The sequence below is a fragment of the Arthrobacter sp. AL12 genome, from assembly GCF_029960645.1.
Taxonomy (GTDB): domain Bacteria; phylum Actinomycetota; class Actinomycetes; order Actinomycetales; family Micrococcaceae; genus Arthrobacter.
This window is the reverse complement of sequence record NZ_JASBQY010000011.1, coordinates 88,576-105,251: the sequence shown is the minus strand read 5'-3', so window position 1 is coordinate 105,251 and position 16,676 is coordinate 88,576. Positions and strand designations below refer to the sequence as shown.

The following is a 16,676-nucleotide window of genomic DNA, read 5'->3' as shown; positions in this document are numbered from 1 at the left end:
TGCCCAGCAGTTTCATGAACGTGGAGTTAAACGGCGCACCGCCGAAGGGCGCACCGGCCAGCAGCCTCCAGAGCAGCTCGTGCCGGGGAATAACCGGACGGGGCCGGCGTTATACCGCTCGATAGATGCAAATGCATGTATATCGGCTATAGTTGAATCAGCTCCCGCAAGTCTCCGGCCACGGAAAGGCACATCATGCAGATCGGCGTATTCAGCGTCAGCGATATCACCACCGACCCCACCACGGGCCGGACGCCCACGGAGCACGAACGTATCAAGGCGTCCGTGGCGATCGCTAAAAAGGTCGAGGAAATCGGCATGGATGTCTACGCCCTGGGCGAGCACCACAACCGGCCGTTCTTCTCCTCCTCCCCCACCACCACCCTGGCCTACATCGCCGCCCAGACGGAGCGCATCATCCTGTCCACGGCCACCACGCTGATCACCACCAATGACCCGGTGAAGATCGCCGAGGACTTCGCCATGCTCCAGCACCTGGCCGACGGGCGCGTGGACCTGGTGCTGGGCCGCGGCAACACTGCCCCCGTCTACCCCTGGTTCGGCAAGAACATCCAGGACGGGATCGAACTCGCGATCGAGAACTACAGCCTGCTGCGCCGCCTCTGGGACGAGGACACCGTCAACTGGTCCGGCAAGCACCGCACGCCGCTGCAGAACTTCACCTCCACGCCGCGCCCGCTCGACGGCGTCGCCCCCTTCGTATGGCATGGTTCGATCCGCACGCCGCAGATCGCGGAAGTCGCGGCCTACTATGGCGACGGCTTCTTCGCGAACAACATCTTCTGGCCGAAGGAGCACTACCAGAAGCTGATCGGCCTCTACCGCGAACGCTACGAGCACTACGGCCATGGCAAGGCCGACCAGGCAATCGTGGGCCTGGGCGGACAGTGCTTCATGCGGAAGAACTCGCAGGACGCCGTCAAGGAGTTCCGCCCCTACTTCGACAACGCCCCGGTCTACGGCCACGGCCCGTCGCTCGAGGACTTCACGTCGCAGACGCCCCTGACCGTCGGCAGCCCGCAGGAAGTCATCGAAAAGACACTGACCTTCCGTGAATACTTTGGCGACTACCAGCGCCAGCTCTTCCTCATCGACCACGCCGGTCTGCCGCTGAAGACCGTCCTGGAACAGCTGGACCTGTTCGGCGAAGAGGTCCTGCCGGTCCTGCGCAAGGAATACGCCGACAAGACCCCCGCCCATGTCCCGGACCCGCCCACCCACGCCGGCCGTGTCGCCGCATCCCTGGCCGCCGCCGGCCAGTCCTCCAGCGACGCCGCCAGCCGCGCCGGCACCCAGAGCGTGTGATGTCCACGAAGACCTCCGAGTCGCCGGTGCGCCTGGCCGCGGAAACCTGGGAATCCCTGTTCCGCGCCCAGGTGGCAGTCATGCGCCGGCTGCAGGCCGGCCCCGCCTTCAAGGGCCTCGCCATCAACGAGTACGACGTGCTCTTTACGCTCTCGCGCTGTCCCTCCGGCTGGCTGCGCCAGAACGAGCTCAACGACCATGTGCTGCTGAGCCAGTCCAGCCTGAGCCGGCTCGTGGAGCGCCTCGAAAAGCGCGGCCTGGTGGAGCGGATGCCGTCTCCAGACGACGGCCGCGGGGTCCTGGTCAAGCTCACCGAAGCGGGCTGGGAACTCCAGAAACAGATCGGCCGGGAGCACGTCCGCGACATCGCCGCACTGGTGGTACCCGCACTGACGGCCGCCGAGCAGCAGGAGCTGCTGCGTCTGACAGAGAAGCTGCGGGCCTCGGTGGCGGCGCGCTGACCACCCGCGGGCTTCCGGCGGCGGTCCGTCAATCGCCCACGATTTCGATGGTCACTCCTGGCCCCGTGGAGATCCCTGGGCCGTGGACGGTATGGTCAGCTCGGCCGCCATTTCCACCCTCCCACTACGGGACAGGATGACCGGTCCGGAGGCTCCCCCCGCCAGGGCCACGATTGCCGGGCGTGGACATGCGTAAAACCTTCGACGGCGGCCCGGGCCGGAGGGGATGCCCCGTTGAGGTCCCAGGTCACGGAGAACGTGTAGTCCGCGCCGCCGACGGGCCCCAGCCTGGCGAGGGCCGTTGACGTCGGCGAGGTTCCGCCGTTGATCACGTGAACTCCGTTCGACCGGAGGTGCTCTCCGAGCAGGAGACCGTGCACCCCAGGAGGAACGGCGCTATTCGGCCGACGAATGGTTCAGACCCCAGCTGGAGGCCAGGCCGCGGCTGTGGTGGACATCGTCCTCGAGTACGTCTTCAGCAACCACGCCGGCAGTGTCAAGATGTCTGAGGCTGCCGCGCTGGTCGGTACGTCAGGGCCGACGTTCTCGAAATACTTCAAACGCGCCACCGGCCAGAACTTCAGTGATCTGGTCCGCAAACTTCGGCTCGCCCATGCACGGCGCCTGCTGGAACACAGCGACAAAGCCATCTCCGAGATTTTCTATGAAGTCGGCTTCTCGAATCTCTCCAACTTCAACCGGCACTTCCTCAACGACGCTGGCGTTACACCACGCCACTATCGCCAGCGCGTCCAGCTGTGACCTTGTTCCGGGAGCATCCCTACCGGAGGGTGACCAGCTTCTCGGGGTCCTCGTCCGGCAGGTCGCCGTCGACGATGGCGGTGACGGTGAACTGCGTCAGCGACAGGCTGCCGCCCACGGTCGACAGAAACGCGGTGTCCGAGGAATCCCGGCCCGCGGTGATCCGCAGCATGCTCTCGCGCGGCGCCAGGCCCGTGGGGTCGATGACGTACCAGGCACCGTTGATGTGGGCCTCGGCCACCGCGTGGAAGTCCATGGGACTCAGTCCCGGGGCGTACACCGCGGCCAGCCGGGCGGGAACATTCTTGGCGCGCAGCAGCGAGACCGCCAGGTGGGCGAAGTCGCGGCAGACCCCGCGGCGGTTCAGCAGGGTCTCGACGGCCCCGTCGGTCCCCCGGGAGGATCCGCTGATGTAGCGCAGCTCGCTGAACACCCAGTTGCGTACCGCGAGCACCAGCTCAGCACCCTGCAGGCCGCCGAATTCAGCGTAGGCCGTCGGCAGGAGCCGGTCGGACTCGGCATAGCGGCTCGGCCGGACGTAGCGGATGAGTTCCATCAGCCGGGGTTCCTCCGGCAGCGCGAAGCCGGTGACGGTGGCCGTGTACTCCACGAGCACCTCGGCGGGGTCAGCGAATTCCATGTAGTGGAAGCGCCCGCCGTGGTGGTCCGAGAGTTCGGTGAGCGGGACATCCTCGCCGCCGGAGGTCACGGACAGGGACTCCGTGAACCCGCTGTACCCGGAATTGCGTGCCACGGACACCGCCAGGGCGACCTTTGTGTCGGCCACGGTCTTGAAGGCCATGCGGGCGGCTACAGAGCGTTCCATGTATCTCCGGGGTGTGAGGCTAACGGCGGGTGGAGTCACCGCTCCCGGCCCGGCTGTGTGCGGGCGGTGCGGGACTAGTTTTTGATCTCCAGAGACATTAGCATCCGCTGGACGTTGGCGAATTCCGAGCCTTCGTTGACGTATTTGGCCGCCTGGTCGAGGGTGTCAAAAGCCTGGGCGGGCGCGATCTTCTCATCCGCGGCGAACACCTTCAGCTCCCCTAGGTCAGCGAAAGAGTAGTCCCCCTTGCCCTCGGGACCGCGGACCAGGTTCTGCAGCACGCAGGCCTTTCCTTCCGTGCCGCCGACGACGTTGGTGATGCCGTAGGAGCCGAAGTACTTGTAGCCCTGGATCACCCGGTACACCACCCGCGGGTCGATGGTGCCGTCGCCGCCGCGGTGCGGCATGTCCACCTGGACACTGCTGACGACGACGTACGGTTTCGCGGCGTCGTCCGCACACGCCGGGGCGGTCCGCGGAGGGAGCCCGGTCTTCAGGGTGGCGAGGTAGCCGCCCTCGGCGTCCTTGACCTCGATCTTGAGGGCGCCGGGCAGGGTTCCCTGCTCGGGGGTCACCGACTGGGCGATCCACTCCTGCGGGAGCTCGAAACTGACCGTCTTCGCCGGGTCGGTGAACACCTTCCAGGCCGGCGCCGTCGAGCCGGTTTCCGCCGCGCCGGAGGCCGTGGACCCCGGGGGCGGGCCCGGCGTCGTGCTGCCCGCGGACGGATCACTCCGGGACTCTGTCCCGCCGGCGGTGGCGCTCGGGGTGCCGGCGGCCGTCCAGGCCGGGGTGCTCTTGCCTTCGCTGCTGCAGCCGGAGAGCGCGGCGACGGCGAGCGCGATGGCAGCAGCAATGCTGACGCCGCGGGCCCACGTCCGCCGGTAGTTATCCGTCCCAGTCATGGTGCCAGCGTAACGGGACTTCGGTCCGCCGGAGTTCCCGGATCAGCGTTTCGTAGAAGCCCTGTTCCCGGCAGTGCGTCCGCTGCCTCCGTGACGGCGACCAGCCGGCTCCTGGCATCCGGGTTCGGCGGCCACACGGGCAGGTGCCCCCGTCGTGCCCGGAACACGGCGGCGAAGTCCAGGCCGGACGGGCCCGGGACCCGCCGCGGGAAGCGCGGTTCGCCACCGGGAAAGCGGGTTACGCTGGGGACATGGCGGATCAGGATTTAGGCTCGACGGATTTCGGAGCCCAGGGCGGCGAGGCGGACATCTCCGCCGTCGACATCGCGGACTGGCGGCTCAGGACCTTTGCGCTGTACGCCAATGTGCGGAAGATCGCGGCCGAGGACCCGGCCGAGGCGCATTCCTACTGGCGCCAGGAGCGGGACCGGATGTTCGGCACGCACCCCGCGTCGCCGCTCACGGCGGCCGCCAAGTCCAGCTTCGCGGGGCTGAAGACGGCCGACTACGATCCGATCTACCGCTTCCACATCCCGCTGACGAGCCAGGGCGCCGGACGGGAAATGACCGTCGAGACCGGTACCGACGGCCTGGTCCGGTTTGTCCGGCTGGGCACGTTCGACCTGCCGGAACTGGGCCAGCTCGCCGTCTGGAAGCTCCACGGCTACGGCGGCGGCATCTTCGTGCCGTTCCGTGATGCCACCGCCGGGCAGCCCGGCGGAAGCTACGGCGCGGGCCGCTACCTGCTGGACACCATCAAGGGCGCCTTCCACGGCGTGCAGGGGTCCGGCCCGGAGGCCGAGTTCGTTGTGGACTTCAACTTCGCCTACAACCCGTCCTGCGCCTACAACGAGGCGTGGGCATGCCCCCTCCCCGGCCCCTCCAACCGCCTGGCCGTGGAGATCCCTGTCGGCGAGCTGTACTGAGCGGATGGATGCCCAGCTTCAGCAGCACACGCCTGCTCCCGCTCCTGCCACTGCCACTGCCACTGCCACTGCCACTGCTCATGGAGTGTCGTCTTCCCGCCGCCACCGTGGCGTCCTCCGCTACCCGCTGGTCCGGCAGCTGCTGCGGTTCACCGCCGTCGGCATCCTCTGCACGGCCACCTCACTGGCGCTCTATGCCTTCCTGCGTCCGCACCTCGGCTCGCAGCCGGCCAACGCGACGGCCCTGATCCTCACGTCGCTGATGAACACGGCCCTGAACCGACGGCTGACCTTCAAGATCACCGAACGCCACCGGATGAAGCGCGACCACCTCAACGGCCTGATTGTGATCCTGGTGGCGCTGCTGCTCACCGGCGGAAGCCTCGGCGTCCTGCACTGGATCAACCCCGCTGCCACCGTCACCGACGAGCTGTGGACCACCACACTCTCCGGCTTCGCCGCCACAGCAGTGCGCTTCACCCTGCTCCGCCACTGGATCTTCCGCCGCGCCCGGCACCGTTAGGCTTTCCGCACCCCGTTCCCCCGAAAACCCCCGCTTGCCCTATCAGATAACGTGCCTCAGAGGCCCCCGGAACAGCATTAAGTGACAGGGCAACCCGGGGTTGGTCAGGGCGCAGCGGGGTCAGGGGGCACCGAGGGCCTGGATGCTGCCGACGGCGGTGCGGACTGCAGCGGCCGCCTCCTGCAGTTCCGCCGCCGTGATGGTGGAGTCGAAGCTGAAGCGGACCGCGGTCTGGGCAACCTCGGCGCCGATGCCCATCGCCCGCAGCACCGGGGACGGCTCGTCCGAACCCGCCGCGCAGGCCGAGCCGCTGGAGCAGATGACTCCCAGCCGTTCAAGCTCCAGCAGCACGGATTCGCCGCTGGTCCCCGGGAAGCAGAACGAGGCGACCGAGGGGAGCCGTTCGCTCGGATGGCCGGTGACGAGCGCGCCCGGAACCTGGGCCTGCACCGAGCGGATGAAGTCATCGCGCAGGGCGGCGACGTGTGCCGCACGTTCGCCCTGTGAGTTCCGGGAGAGGGTGAGCGCCGTCGCGAGGGCTACGGCCCCGGCTACGTTCTCGGTCCCCGACCGGCGTCCGCGTTCCTGCCCGCCGCCGTGGATCACGGGCTCCAGCCGGGTCCGGCTGCGCACGAACAGGGCCCCGCTGCCCTTGGGCGCGCCCAGTTTGTGTCCGGAGATGCTCAGGGCATCCACGCCCAGGGCTGCGGTGTCGAGCGGGAGCCAGCCGGCGGCCTGGACGGCGTCGGTGTGAAACGGGATTCGCTGCGCACGGGCCAGCGCAGCCAGCCGGGCGATCGGCTGCACCGTGCCCACCTCATTGTTGGCGTACATGATGCTGACCAGGGCGGTCTCGGGCCGGAGCGCGGCGGTCAAGGCCTCTTCCGTCACCTGCCCGAAGCAGTCCACCGGCACCACGTCCACGGCGAAGCCGTGCACGCGCTCCAGGTAGCGGGCCGACTCCTCCACGGCGGGATGTTCGACGGCGCTGATCACCACCCGGTCCAGCCGCGGGTCGGCCGCCCGGCGGGCCAGGGCGATGCCCTTGACGGCCAGGTTGTCCGCCTCCGTGCCCCCGGAGGTGAAGACCACCTCGCCCGGGCGGCAGTCCAGTGCCCGGGCCGTCGCTGCCCGGGCCCCGGCGAGCGCCGTGGCGGCCGCGTCGCCGAGCGAATGGTGGCTCGAGGGGTTCCCGAACTCCCCGGACAGGAACGGCCACATGGCTTCGAGCACCTCGCGGCGGACCGGGATGGTGGCCGCGGCGTCGAGGAAGATCATGGCACCGCCTCGCCGGCAGCCTGCCCGGCCCCGGTAGCAGGGCACTGTCCGGCGCCGGGCCCCAGATCGTCGCTGCGCCCTGGTCCGGGTGCACGGCCCGGTCCGGCGCCGGGCCCCGGTCCGGTGCCGAGCCCCAGCTCAATGTCCAGCCCCAGGTCCAGGGCGGCGACGCTGTGGGTGAGTCCGCCGATCGAGATGACGTCCACCCCGGTGCCGGCGATGCCCGCCACCGTGGCGAGGTTGACGTTGCCGCTGGCCTCGACCCGGGCGCGGCCAGCCACAAGCGCCACGCCGCCGGCCAGCTCGGCCAGGCTGAAGTTGTCCAGCATGATGGTGTCGACCCCGGCGGCCAGCACGGGTCCGATCTGGTCCATGCTGTCCACCTCCACTTCGAAGTGCGTGGTGTGCCCGAGCCGGGCCCTGGCCTCCCGCAGCACCGCGGTGAGCTTCGAGGGGTCTCCCCCGGTCAGGACGGCCAGGTGGTTGTCCTTGGCCAGCACCGCGTCCGAGAGGCCAAAACGGTGGTTGGCTCCGCCGCCGCAGCGGACGGCGTACCGTTCCAGCACCCGCAGCCCCGGCGTCGTCTTGCGGGTGTCGGTGATGCGCGCACCGGTGCCGTCCACGAGGGCGACGAACTCCGCCGTCTTCGTGGCGATGGCGCTCATCCGCTGAACCAGGTTCAGGGCCACACGTTCGGCGAGCAGCACGGCGCGGGCGTTGCCGCTGACCCTCGCGAGCGCCGTGCCGGCCGCAAAGGCGGCACCGTCGGCCACCAGGAGGTCGACGGCGGCGTCGGGGTCCGTGAGCTTCATCGCCGCCGCGAACACCTCACCGCCGCTGAGCACGCCGGGCACCCGGGCTGCCAGGACCGCCGTCGCACGCGCGTCCGCCGGGATCAGCGTCTGCGAGGTGATGTCACCGTAGGGTGCATCTTCGTCCAGGGCCGCGCGCAGCACGGCGTCGACGGCGGCGGCGGGCAGGGTGCCGGCGAGCGCCGTCGCGGGGAGGCTACCCTGGCGGGCGGCGGCGGGTGCTGTCATGAGGAGATCCTTTGCTTCGGACGGGATGTGGCATGCCGGTGGCCGAGAGCGCCGGCCGGCAGCGTGGACCGGGCGGGTGCCGCGAGCAGGGCCGGGGCTGCAAGTGCAGCGGCACAGGCAGCGGCCGTGTCCGCGTCGGCCCGGTAGTGAGCGCCCACGGAGCCGGTGCGCTGCCGCGCGGCTGCCACGAGCAGCCGGGCTGCGAGCAGCAGGTTACGGTCCTCTTGGGCGGACTGGTCCAGGCCGGACTGGTCCGCTCCGGCCATGGAGGCGGCCCATTCGGCGAGCCTGACGGAGGCGTCGTCGAGGCCCGCTCCGGCGCGCATCACGCCGGCCGCGCCGGTCATGAGGCGCCGCAGGGCATCCCGGCTGAACGGAACACTTCGCTGCACCGTGTCCGCAACGGGAAATTCGGCCCTGGCGCCGGGGCCCGTGCCCCCCGGGCCGGGGTCCGTGCCCCCCGCGCCGGGGTCCGTGCCCGCCGCGCCGAGGATTGCCGCCACCGCGCGTCGGCCGAAGACCAGCCCTTCCAGGAGTGAATTGCTCGCCAGCCGGTTGGCGCCCTGCGCGCCGGTGCACGCGACTTCACCGGCCGCATACAGTCCCGGCACGGAGGTGCGTCCCCAGAGATCGGTGGATACCCCTCCCATCCAGTAGTGCGCGGCCGGGGATACCGGGAGGGCCTGCGTGGTCCAGTCGTAGCCGGCGGCGCGGGTGGCCGCGGTGATGGTGGGGAAACGCCGGGCCAGGAATCCGGGCCCGCGGGCGGCCTCGAGCCCCCGGGCGTCCAGAAAGACGGGGCTGTCCGCCGGCGCACCGGTCGCGGCGAGGTGCAGGGCAATACTGCGGGAGACGACGTCGCGCGGGGCCAGTTCGGCGTCCGGGTGGTAGTCCGGCATAAACCGGTGGCCGGCGGCGTCGAGCAGGATGGCGCCTTCGCCGCGGACCGCCTCGGAAATGAGCAGCGCCGGCGGACCGCCGGGGATCTCGTCAGCCGCGAGGGTGGTGGGGTGGAACTGGAAGAACTCCAGGTCCCGGACGGCGGCCCCCGCCCGCCAGGCCAGGGCCAGTCCGTCGGCCGTGGCGACGGAGGGGTTGCTGGTCCGGGCGAAGAGCCGTCCGGCCCCGCCGGTGGCCAGGAGCACCGCGTCCGCGTCCAGCTGCCGGGTCTGCCCATTGGCCAGGTAGGCGACGCCGGTGACCCGGGCGGCGCCCGCGCCCCGGCGGGGGTGTTCGGTGAGCAGGTCCGTGACGAAGGCGCCGGTCTCGACCCGCACCCGGCCCTGGACGGCGCGGTCCAGGACAGCGGCGGCGAGGGCGCGGGCGATGCAGGCACCTGTCGCATCCCCGCCGGCGTGCAGGATGCGGGCGGCGGAGTGTGCCGCCTCGAGGCCGAGCGCCGGTCCTCCGCCGGGTCCGGCGTCGAAGTGCACGCCGTAGCGGCCCAGGCCGGCGATGTCCTGGACGGCCTCGGTGCACAGGATACGGACGGCCTCGGGGTCGTTGAGCCCGGCTCCGGCGGCGAGGGTGTCGGCGATGTGCGCCGCCACCGTGTCGCCCGGCGCAGCCTCGCCCGGCGCAAGCACGGCCGAGACGCCGCCCTGGGCATAGAAGGTGTTGCTCTGCTCCAGGGGTCCCTTGCTCAGTAGCACCACCTCACAGGCCGGCCCGCCGTCCGGCGCCGCGTCGGAGGCGAGCAGCGCGGCGTACAGCCCCGCAATGCCGCTGCCGACCACCACCAGCCGCCTGGTCACGGCCGCGCCGCCAGCATCCGCTCGAGCGCAACCTTCGCGGGGGCCGCGACGGCGTCCTCCACCGTGATGCGGTTGACCACCTCGCCCCTCACGAGCGATTCCAGGACCCAGGCGAGGTAGCCGGGGTGGATGCGGTACATCGTGGAGCAGGGGCAGATCACGGGGTCCAGGCAGAAGATCGTATGCTGCGGGTTCTCCGCGGCCAGCCGGTTGACGAGGTTGATCTCGGTGCCGACGGCGAAGGTGGCGGGCTCGGTCGCGGCGGCGATGGCCTTGCGGATGAAGTCGGTGGAGCCCGCGGAATCGGCGGCGTCCACCACTTCCATGGGGCATTCCGGGTGCACAATCACCTGCGCGCCCGGGAATTCGGCGCGGGCCTTTTCGATCTGGCCGACGTTGAAGCGCTTATGGACCGAGCAGAAGCCGTGCCACAGGATCACGCGGGAGTCCTGCAGGGTCTGCTGGTCATTGCCGCCGAGGTCCTTCCGCGGGTTCCACATCGGCATCTGCTCCAGCGGCACGCCCATGGCCTTGGCGGTGTTGCGGCCCAGGTGCTGGTCCGGGAAGAACAAGACCCGCTGGCCGCGCTCGAAGGCCCATTCCAGCACCGTGGCGGCGTTGGAGGAGGTGCAGACGATGCCGCCGTTTTCGCCGCAGAAGCCCTTGAGGGCGGCGGAGGAGTTCATGTAGGTGACCGGGATGACCGGGACCCGGCCGTCGGCGTCGGGCTCGGTGCCGAAGAGTTCCTCGAGCTGTTCCCAGCACTCGGTCACGGAGTCGATGTCCGCCATGTCCGCCATCGAGCAGCCGGCGGCGAGGTTGGGCAGGATCACGGCCTGGTCGGGCCGGGACAGGATGTCCGCGGTCTCGGCCATGAAGTGCACACCGCAGAAGATGATGGCCTCGGCGTCGGGCCGGGTCAGGGCGGCGTTGGCCAGCTGGAAGGAGTCGCCCACGAAGTCGGCGTATGCCACCACCTCGTCGCGCTGGTAGAAGTGGCCCAGGATGACAGCCCGGTCCCCGAGCGTCGCCTTGGCGGCCCGGATCCGGGCGTCAAGTTCGGCGTCGCCGGCCAGTTTGTACTCCTCCGGAAGCTGGCCCTGCCGGGGGGTCGATGCCGGGGCGAGGTCCGCGACGGAGGCACCGGGACCGTAGGCGGGCACACCGGCGAGGGCCTCGGCGAGGTCGTAGTCCCAGGGGCCGCGCGCGAGCGCCGGGCTGCAGGTGGAGGCTGTGGCCCTGCCCTTGGCCGTGCTGCTGGCGGCCTGTTCGCGCGTGATCAGCTGGATGGCCGTGTTGACGCTGCTCATGGTGTGCTCCTGTTGTCTGGGTCAAGGCCTGGGCGGCCGGTGAAGCGGTAGAGGCGGGGCGGGCGGTGTTTGCCGCCTTGAAGGTACTGGTCGGTTTCTTCGATTTCGGGCGTGGCCTTGACCTGCCGCCGGAAGTTGGCCGGATCCAGCTCTCGGTCCAGGACGGCCTCATAGACCTCCCGGACCTGGGCCAGGGTGAAGTACTCGCCAAGCAGGTGGTAGGCGATGGAGCCGTAGGCCATCTTGTTGCGCAGCCGCCAGAGCGCGTAGTCAATGATCGCGTTGTGGTCGAAGGCCAGTTCGCCGAGCCGGTCCGCGCGGAACCACCGGACGTTTTCGGATTCATCCGCGAGCGCGGCCTCGGTCGGCTGCACCAGCGCCCAGTACACGATCGAGACGACGCGCTGGGTGGGCGAGCGGTGCAGGCCGCCGAAGGCGTAGAGCTGTTCGAGGTAGCGGGGCGCCAGGCCGGTGGTCTCCTGCAGGTTCCGCGAGGCGGCGTCCTGCAGGGACTCGGCGTGGGTCAGCGGGCCGCCGGGCAGGGCCCACAGTCCCTTGAAGGGTTCGCGAATCCGGCGCACCAGCGGGATCCAGAGGGTGGGGCGTCCGGAACGCTCACTGGGGCGGAGGGCGAAGATCACCGTGGAGATAGCGAGCGACGGCGGCGCGAGCTGGCGCTCTGCGACGTTGGCAGCTGTGGTGTAGATGGCGCTTCACCCCGCGTCCTTAGGCTCCGGGCGGTCCCCTGGGACTGCCCGGACGGTCCGGCCCGACCGCCGGAGTAGTTATAGTCAGCATGACTAGAACTAATTCTACGACGCCGGCCGCCGGGCGCAAAATGTTTCAGCCCACACCATTCATCCGGGCGTCCCGGGCCGCCCCGGGCCGCCCGGGCGTGTGGGCGTGTGGGCGTGTGGGCCGGGCTCACCGCCCCGCGGCGGCGGCTTCCAGCAGCGGGAGGGTGCGGCCCTGGAAGTGCGTGTTGAGCACAATCACCGAGGACGAGCGAAGGACTGTCCGGGTGGCGATCATGGCATCCAGCACGCGCTGCAGGTCCGAGTTGGAGCGGGCCGCAATCCGGGCCATCAGGTCCGAACTGCCGGAGACGGTGTGGATTTCGATCAGTTCCGGGATCGCCGCGAGGGCCTCGACCACCGCGTCGTGGCCCAGGTCCTGGTTGATCGTCAGGGAGCAGAACGCGACGACGGGAAACCCGAAGTGGGCCGGGTCCGGCTGCGGCACCCACGAGCCGATGACCCCGCTGTCCTGCATCCGGTCCAGTCGTGACTGCACGGTGGCGCGGGCCACCTTGAGCACGCGGGAGGCCTCCAACACGGAGGCCCGGGGTGAATCGGTGAAGAATCGGACAATCTTCGCATCCAGGACATCAACCTCCATCGAATATTCCTCCTGCCGATGCATTGGCATCACAAACCGTTATGGAAATTTCGTTCCGGCCCAACAAACTGCCATCATGATCTCACAGCCGGGGTGTGGAGACACCGCTGCGGGGCGGTAAATTCGATAGGTCCCATAAGGACCCAGAGATCCAAACCACACGAAGGTTCGCAAGCATGACAATGAAGTCCACCGCGGAGCGCCCCGGCCTGAAACTCGGCCACAGCATGAAGCCACGCCAACTCACCATGATGGGACTCGGCAGCGCCATCGGCGCCGGCCTGTTCCTTGGTTCGGGGGCCGGCGTCCAGGCCGCCGGCCCCGCCGTCCTGATCTCCTACCTCGTCGCCGGAACGCTGATCATCCTCGTCATGTGGGCGCTGGGCGAAATGGCCGCGGCCAACCCCAATAGCGGCGCGTTTTCCGTCTACGCCGCCAAGGCCATGGGCAGGACCGCCGGAGCCACCGTGGGCTGGCTCTGGTGGCTGCAGCTGGTCGTCGTCATCGCCGCCGAGGCCCTGGGCGCCGCCGCCCTGCTGTTCACGGTGTGGCCGGTGATCCCGGTCTGGGCCCTGTCCCTGATCTTTATGGTCGTGTTCACGGTAATCAACCTCGCCGGCGTGAAGAACTTCGGCGAGTTCGAGTTCTGGTTCGCCATCCTCAAGGTGGCCGCCATCCTGCTGTTCCTGGGCATCGGCACGGCCCTGCTGCTGGGCTGGCTGCCGGACGTCGAGTCCCCCGGCCTCACCAACTTCACGACCGATTTCGCCCCCGCCGGCCTGGGCGGCATCGCCTCCGCGCTCTTCGTGGTGATCTTCGCGTTCGGCGGCACCGAGATTGTCAGTGTGGCCGCCGCCGAGACCGAGAACCCCCAGCACAGCGTGGCCCAGGCGATCCGCACCGTCGTGTGGCGGATCCTTGTCTTCTACATCGGCTCCGTGTTCGTCATCGCCGCGGTCCTTCCCTCCACCTCGGCGGCCCTCGGCTCGCCGTTCGCCGGCGTCCTGGACATCGCAGGCATCCCCGGCGCCGGCGCCGCCATCACGCTGGTGGCCGTCGTCGCGCTCCTCTCGGCGCTGAACGCGAACCTCTACGGCGCGTCACGGATGGTCTTCTCGCTGTCCGAACGCGGCGAGGCCCCCGCCTTCCTGTCGAGGATCAACAAGGCACGGGTGCCGATGCTCGCCGTCGGCGTCTCCGTGGCGTTCGGCTTCCTGGCCGCCGTGCTGGAACTGCTCTTCCCGGAGAGGATCCTCCCGGCGCTGTTCCAGCTGGTCGGCTCGACCTGCCTGATGGTCTGGGGCTCCGCGCTGGTGTCCCAGCTGATCCTGCGCCGCCGCGCAGACCGCGACGGCACCGTCCTGCCGCTGCGGATGAAGGGTTTTCCAGGCTTGACGATCTTTGGCCTGGTGCTCCTGGCCCTGATCTTCGCCGTCGGCTTCAGCAGCCCGGAGAGCAGCAAGCAGCTCGTCAGCACCATCATCCTGGTTGCCGGCATCGCGGCGGCCTGCTGGATCGGCGCCCGACTCACCCGCGACCGCGGCACGGCACTGGCCGAGCAGGCTGAACACGCCGACGCCGGGAAGTAGCAGGCCCAGGCCGCACAACAGACCAGACTGCACAAACTGCAAAGCCGGAAGTGACTCTGGCTGGCACTCTTGTGCAGTCTGGTCAGTGCTTTAACGGCTGATTGCATGGCACCGGCAGGGTGACTAGGGTCACAGGAATGGACACACTTCCCGTGGCTTCCGGCGCTGCCGCCGAACCGCTCACTCCCGCCCAGCTCCGCGAGCTGTACTCACTGATGGTGGCGGTCCGCCACCTCGATACCTCGGCCATCGCCTGGCAGCGCCAGGGCATCATCCCCGGCTACGCGCCCGAACTCGGCCAGGAGGCGGCCCAGGTGGGCAGCGGCTATGCCGTGGACACCACCCGGGACTTCGTCTTCCCCACCTACCGCGAGATGGGCGTGGCCCGCACCATGGGCGTTGACATGGTGGCGTACATGTCCACCCACAAGGCCACCTGGCACGGCGGCCTCTACGACCCACTGGAATCCCGGCTCGCCCCGATCCAGGCCGTCGTTGCCGGCTCCGTGCTGCACGCCGTCGGCTGGGCCCATGGCCAGACACTGGCCGCCGGCACCGCCGGGCCAAGCACGGTAAACACTGCACCCGCCGACGGCAAACTCGGCGTCGCGCTGACCTACTTCGGCGACGGCGCCTCCTCCCAGGGCGATGTCCACGAGGCCCTGAACTTCGCCGCGGTGATGAAGGCCCCCGTGGTGTTTTTCGTCCAGAACAACGGCTGGGCGATCTCGGTGCCCACCGAACGCCAGGTGGCCGGCGGCTCCGTCGCCGCACGCGCCGCCGGCTACGGCATGCCGGCGCTGCAGATCGACGGCGACGACGTCGTTGCCGTCGTCGAGGCCACCCGCCGTGCCTTCGCGCACGCCCGGGCCGGGAACGGCCCGGTGCTCATCGAAGCCATGACCTACCGCCGCGGCCCGCACTCCACCTCGGATGATCCGGGCCGCTACCGCTCGCTCGATGAGGAGCGCGACGGCGCCGGCACCGACCCGCTGGAACGCTTCCGGCAGCGGCTGCTCGCCGACGGGATCGCCGACGAGGCCTTCTTCGCCGAGGCCCTCGCCGCGGCCAAGGCCGAGGAGGAACAGATCCGCACCGGCATCCAGGCGCTCGGCTCCCGCCCCGGCACCGAAATGTTTGACCTGGTCTTCCAGGAAACCACCCCTGCCCTGCAGGCCCAGGCCGCCAGCTGGCGCGAGGAGTCCGAACATGTCTAACTCGATTCTTGAAGGCGAAGCTCTTGTGGAAAGCCCCGCAGCCACCACCGTGATGTCCATGCAGCAGGCCCTCAACCGGGCCCTCGACGAGGTGCTCGCCGAAAACCCGAAAACCCTGATCTTCGGCGAGGACTGCGGCCGGCTCGGCGGTGTCTTCCGCATCACGGACGGCCTGCAGGCCAGACACGGCGAACGGCGCGTCTTCGACACGCCGCTGGCCGAATCCGGCATCCTCGGCATGTCCGTGGGCCTGGCGATGGCCGGATTCCACCCCATCCCCGAAGTCCAGTTCGACGGCTTCGCGTACCCCGCCATCAACCAGATCGTCTGCCAGATCGCCCGGATGAACTACCGCAGCCGCGGCACCCTGCCGATGCCCATCACCTTGCGGGTTCCCAGCTTCGGCGGCATCCGGGCCCCCGAACACCACGGCGAGAGCCTCGAGTCGCTCTTCGCGCACGTGCCCGGCCTCAAGGTGGTTTCGCCGTCGAACCCGCACGAGGCCTACCACCTGCTCAAGTACGCCGCGACGCGGCCGGACCCGGTGATCTTCATGGAGCCGAAGTCGCGGTACTGGCAGAAGGGCGAGGTGGACGTCGCCCGCCACGATGCCGCCGGCGGCTCCCCCACCGGGGCGAAGGTCATGCGCGAGGGCCGGCACCTGACCCTCGTCGCATGGGGCGCCATGGTGGCCCGCTGCCTCCAGGTGGCCGAACTCGCCGCCGAGGACGGGATCGACATCGAGGTCCTGGACCTGCGCTGGCTCAAGCCGATCGACGCCGCGGCGCTGGCCGCCTCCGTGCGCAAGACCCGCCGCGCCGTCGTCGTCCACGAAGCGCCGCTCACCTCCGGCCTGGGCGCCGAGGTGGCCCAGCTGATCACCCAGAGCTGCTTCGACACGCTCCGGGGCCCGGTGGAACGGGTCACCGGCTTCGATGTCCCGTACCCCTCGGGAGACCTGGAAGACGAATACATCCCGAACATTGACCGGATCCTCTTCGGGATCCAGCGAGTATTGGAGTACAAACGTGGCTGAAATTTCCTTCCCGCTCCCGGACCTCGGCGAGGGCCTGATCGAGGCAACCGTGCTGGAATGGCTGGTGGCCCCGGGCGACCAGGTGGAGCGCAACCAGCCCCTCGTCGAGGTCGAAACCACCAAATCAGCCGTTGAATTGCCCAGTCCGCAGGCAGGTAAGGTGGTGCGTATCCACGGCGGGCCCGGTGACAAGATCAATGTCGGCGAGCCCCTGATTGTGTTTGAGGTGCCGGACAACACCGCCGGCATTGTGGGCACGGTCCCGAAGGAAGAGGCACCGAAGCGCCGGGTCCGCCTGAGCGCCGTACTTGATGAGGACTGACAC

The 16,676-nt window shown here is 69.5% G+C and carries 17 protein-coding genes; 9 read left to right on the top strand and 8 right to left on the bottom strand.

The features are described 5' to 3' along the window. Positions 1-195 precede the first annotated feature (195 nt). The 3 genes from QK291_RS13125 to QK291_RS13115 all read left to right on the top strand — a co-directional run bounded on the left by QK291_RS13125 (position 196) and on the right by QK291_RS13115 (position 2,549). A complete protein-coding gene (locus QK291_RS13125) occupies positions 196-1,326 on the top strand; it encodes an LLM class flavin-dependent oxidoreductase (RefSeq protein ID WP_282382558.1) in 1,131 nt (376 codons plus the stop codon). Further along, the gene (locus QK291_RS13120; protein ID WP_282382556.1) at positions 1,326-1,787 is read left to right on the top strand and encodes a MarR family winged helix-turn-helix transcriptional regulator; all 462 of its coding nucleotides are present in this window, start codon (positions 1,326-1,328) and stop codon (positions 1,785-1,787) included. The genes QK291_RS13125 and QK291_RS13120 overlap by 1 nt, the downstream gene beginning before the upstream one ends. Positions 1,788-2,198: 411 nt before the next feature. Continuing rightward, positions 2,199-2,549, top strand: a complete 351-nt coding sequence (locus QK291_RS13115) for an AraC family transcriptional regulator (protein WP_282382554.1) — start codon at positions 2,199-2,201, stop codon at positions 2,547-2,549. Positions 2,550-2,568: 19 nt separating this feature from the next. Here QK291_RS13115 and QK291_RS13110 read toward each other — a convergent pair whose 3' ends face one another. Together QK291_RS13110 and QK291_RS13105 are read right to left on the bottom strand one after the other, a co-directional pair. After that, positions 2,569-3,375, bottom strand: coding sequence for a transglutaminase family protein (locus QK291_RS13110; RefSeq protein ID WP_282382552.1), 807 nt, complete (start codon positions 3,373-3,375; stop codon positions 2,569-2,571). Positions 3,376-3,449: 74 nt separating this feature from the next. Beyond that, positions 3,450-4,280, bottom strand: coding sequence for a hypothetical protein (locus QK291_RS13105; RefSeq protein ID WP_282382550.1), 831 nt, complete (start codon positions 4,278-4,280; stop codon positions 3,450-3,452). A 251-nt stretch (positions 4,281-4,531) separates the two neighbouring features. Between QK291_RS13105 and QK291_RS13100 the strand changes: the two genes are divergently transcribed. Both QK291_RS13100 and QK291_RS13095 read left to right on the top strand, forming a co-directional pair. Further along, entirely contained in the window at positions 4,532-5,206 is a 675-nt protein-coding gene (locus QK291_RS13100; protein ID WP_282382546.1) for a DUF1684 domain-containing protein, read from the top strand. A 4-nt stretch (positions 5,207-5,210) separates the two neighbouring features. Further along, positions 5,211-5,729 (top strand): GtrA family protein, encoded by a 519-nt coding sequence (locus tag QK291_RS13095; RefSeq protein ID WP_282382544.1) that lies wholly within the window; start codon positions 5,211-5,213, stop codon positions 5,727-5,729. Positions 5,730-5,849: 120 nt separating this feature from the next. Here the strand turns inward: QK291_RS13095 and QK291_RS13090 are convergent, their stop codons facing one another. The 6 genes from QK291_RS13090 to QK291_RS13065 all read right to left on the bottom strand — a co-directional run bounded on the left by QK291_RS13090 (position 5,850) and on the right by QK291_RS13065 (position 12,509). After that, entirely contained in the window at positions 5,850-7,007 is a 1,158-nt protein-coding gene (locus QK291_RS13090; RefSeq protein WP_282382542.1) for a cysteine desulfurase family protein, read from the bottom strand. Beyond that, positions 7,004-8,047, bottom strand: a complete 1,044-nt coding sequence (nadC, locus tag QK291_RS13085; RefSeq protein WP_282382540.1) for a carboxylating nicotinate-nucleotide diphosphorylase — start codon at positions 8,045-8,047, stop codon at positions 7,004-7,006. The genes QK291_RS13090 and nadC overlap by 4 nt, the downstream gene beginning before the upstream one ends. After that, positions 8,044-9,801, bottom strand: a complete 1,758-nt coding sequence (nadB, locus tag QK291_RS13080) for an L-aspartate oxidase (RefSeq protein ID WP_282382538.1) — start codon at positions 9,799-9,801, stop codon at positions 8,044-8,046. Before nadB ends, nadC begins: the two co-directional genes overlap by 4 nt. After that, positions 9,798-11,111 (bottom strand): quinolinate synthase NadA, encoded by a 1,314-nt coding sequence (nadA, locus tag QK291_RS13075; protein WP_282382534.1) that lies wholly within the window; start codon positions 11,109-11,111, stop codon positions 9,798-9,800. Before nadA ends, nadB begins: the two co-directional genes overlap by 4 nt. Next, positions 11,108-11,818 carry an NUDIX domain-containing protein gene (locus QK291_RS13070; protein WP_282382582.1) on the bottom strand — a complete coding sequence of 237 codons (711 nt, stop codon included), beginning with the start codon at positions 11,816-11,818 and terminating at the stop codon, positions 11,108-11,110. The genes nadA and QK291_RS13070 overlap by 4 nt, the downstream gene beginning before the upstream one ends. Positions 11,819-12,035: 217 nt before the next feature. Further along, entirely contained in the window at positions 12,036-12,509 is a 474-nt protein-coding gene (locus tag QK291_RS13065) for an Lrp/AsnC family transcriptional regulator (protein ID WP_282382531.1), read from the bottom strand. A gap of 176 nt (positions 12,510-12,685) precedes the next feature. Between QK291_RS13065 and QK291_RS13060 the strand changes: the two genes are divergently transcribed. The 4 genes from QK291_RS13060 to QK291_RS13045 all read left to right on the top strand — a co-directional run bounded on the left by QK291_RS13060 (position 12,686) and on the right by QK291_RS13045 (position 16,673). Beyond that, positions 12,686-14,098 (top strand): amino acid permease, encoded by a 1,413-nt coding sequence (locus tag QK291_RS13060; RefSeq protein WP_282382528.1) that lies wholly within the window; start codon positions 12,686-12,688, stop codon positions 14,096-14,098. A gap of 137 nt (positions 14,099-14,235) precedes the next feature. Then, positions 14,236-15,315: a thiamine pyrophosphate-dependent enzyme gene (locus QK291_RS13055; RefSeq protein WP_282382527.1), complete on the top strand. Its 1,080-nt coding sequence runs from the start codon at positions 14,236-14,238 to the stop codon at positions 15,313-15,315. Further along, positions 15,308-16,351: an alpha-ketoacid dehydrogenase subunit beta gene (locus QK291_RS13050; RefSeq protein ID WP_282382525.1), complete on the top strand. Its 1,044-nt coding sequence runs from the start codon at positions 15,308-15,310 to the stop codon at positions 16,349-16,351. Before QK291_RS13055 ends, QK291_RS13050 begins: the two co-directional genes overlap by 8 nt. Beyond that, positions 16,344-16,673 (top strand): biotin/lipoyl-containing protein, encoded by a 330-nt coding sequence (locus tag QK291_RS13045; RefSeq protein ID WP_056426240.1) that lies wholly within the window; start codon positions 16,344-16,346, stop codon positions 16,671-16,673. Before QK291_RS13050 ends, QK291_RS13045 begins: the two co-directional genes overlap by 8 nt. Positions 16,674-16,676 lie beyond the last annotated feature (3 nt).

What these genes read in the sequence shown, in the direction of transcription:
- QK291_RS13055 (WP_282382527.1), top strand. Translation starts at nt 14,236, where the DNA reads ATGGACACACTTCCCGTGGCTTCCGGCGCTGCCGCCGAACCGCTCACT.
- QK291_RS13115 (WP_282382554.1), top strand. Translation starts at nt 2,199, where the DNA reads ATGGTTCAGACCCCAGCTGGAGGCCAGGCCGCGGCTGTGGTGGACATC.
- QK291_RS13065 (WP_282382531.1), bottom strand. Translation starts at nt 12,509, where the DNA reads ATGGAGGTTGATGTCCTGGATGCGAAGATTGTCCGATTCTTCACCGAT.
- nadA (WP_282382534.1), bottom strand. Translation starts at nt 11,111, where the DNA reads ATGAGCAGCGTCAACACGGCCATCCAGCTGATCACGCGCGAACAGGCC.
- QK291_RS13125 (WP_282382558.1), top strand. Translation starts at nt 196, where the DNA reads ATGCAGATCGGCGTATTCAGCGTCAGCGATATCACCACCGACCCCACC.
- QK291_RS13050 (WP_282382525.1), top strand. Translation starts at nt 15,308, where the DNA reads ATGTCTAACTCGATTCTTGAAGGCGAAGCTCTTGTGGAAAGCCCCGCA.
- QK291_RS13100 (WP_282382546.1), top strand. Translation starts at nt 4,532, where the DNA reads ATGGCGGATCAGGATTTAGGCTCGACGGATTTCGGAGCCCAGGGCGGC.
- QK291_RS13110 (WP_282382552.1), bottom strand. Translation starts at nt 3,375, where the DNA reads ATGGAACGCTCTGTAGCCGCCCGCATGGCCTTCAAGACCGTGGCCGAC.
- QK291_RS13095 (WP_282382544.1), top strand. Translation starts at nt 5,211, where the DNA reads ATGGATGCCCAGCTTCAGCAGCACACGCCTGCTCCCGCTCCTGCCACT.
- nadC (WP_282382540.1), bottom strand. Translation starts at nt 8,047, where the DNA reads ATGACAGCACCCGCCGCCGCCCGCCAGGGTAGCCTCCCCGCGACGGCG.
- QK291_RS13060 (WP_282382528.1), top strand. Translation starts at nt 12,686, where the DNA reads ATGACAATGAAGTCCACCGCGGAGCGCCCCGGCCTGAAACTCGGCCAC.
- QK291_RS13090 (WP_282382542.1), bottom strand. Translation starts at nt 7,007, where the DNA reads ATGATCTTCCTCGACGCCGCGGCCACCATCCCGGTCCGCCGCGAGGTG.
- QK291_RS13105 (WP_282382550.1), bottom strand. Translation starts at nt 4,280, where the DNA reads ATGACTGGGACGGATAACTACCGGCGGACGTGGGCCCGCGGCGTCAGC.
- QK291_RS13120 (WP_282382556.1), top strand. Translation starts at nt 1,326, where the DNA reads ATGTCCACGAAGACCTCCGAGTCGCCGGTGCGCCTGGCCGCGGAAACC.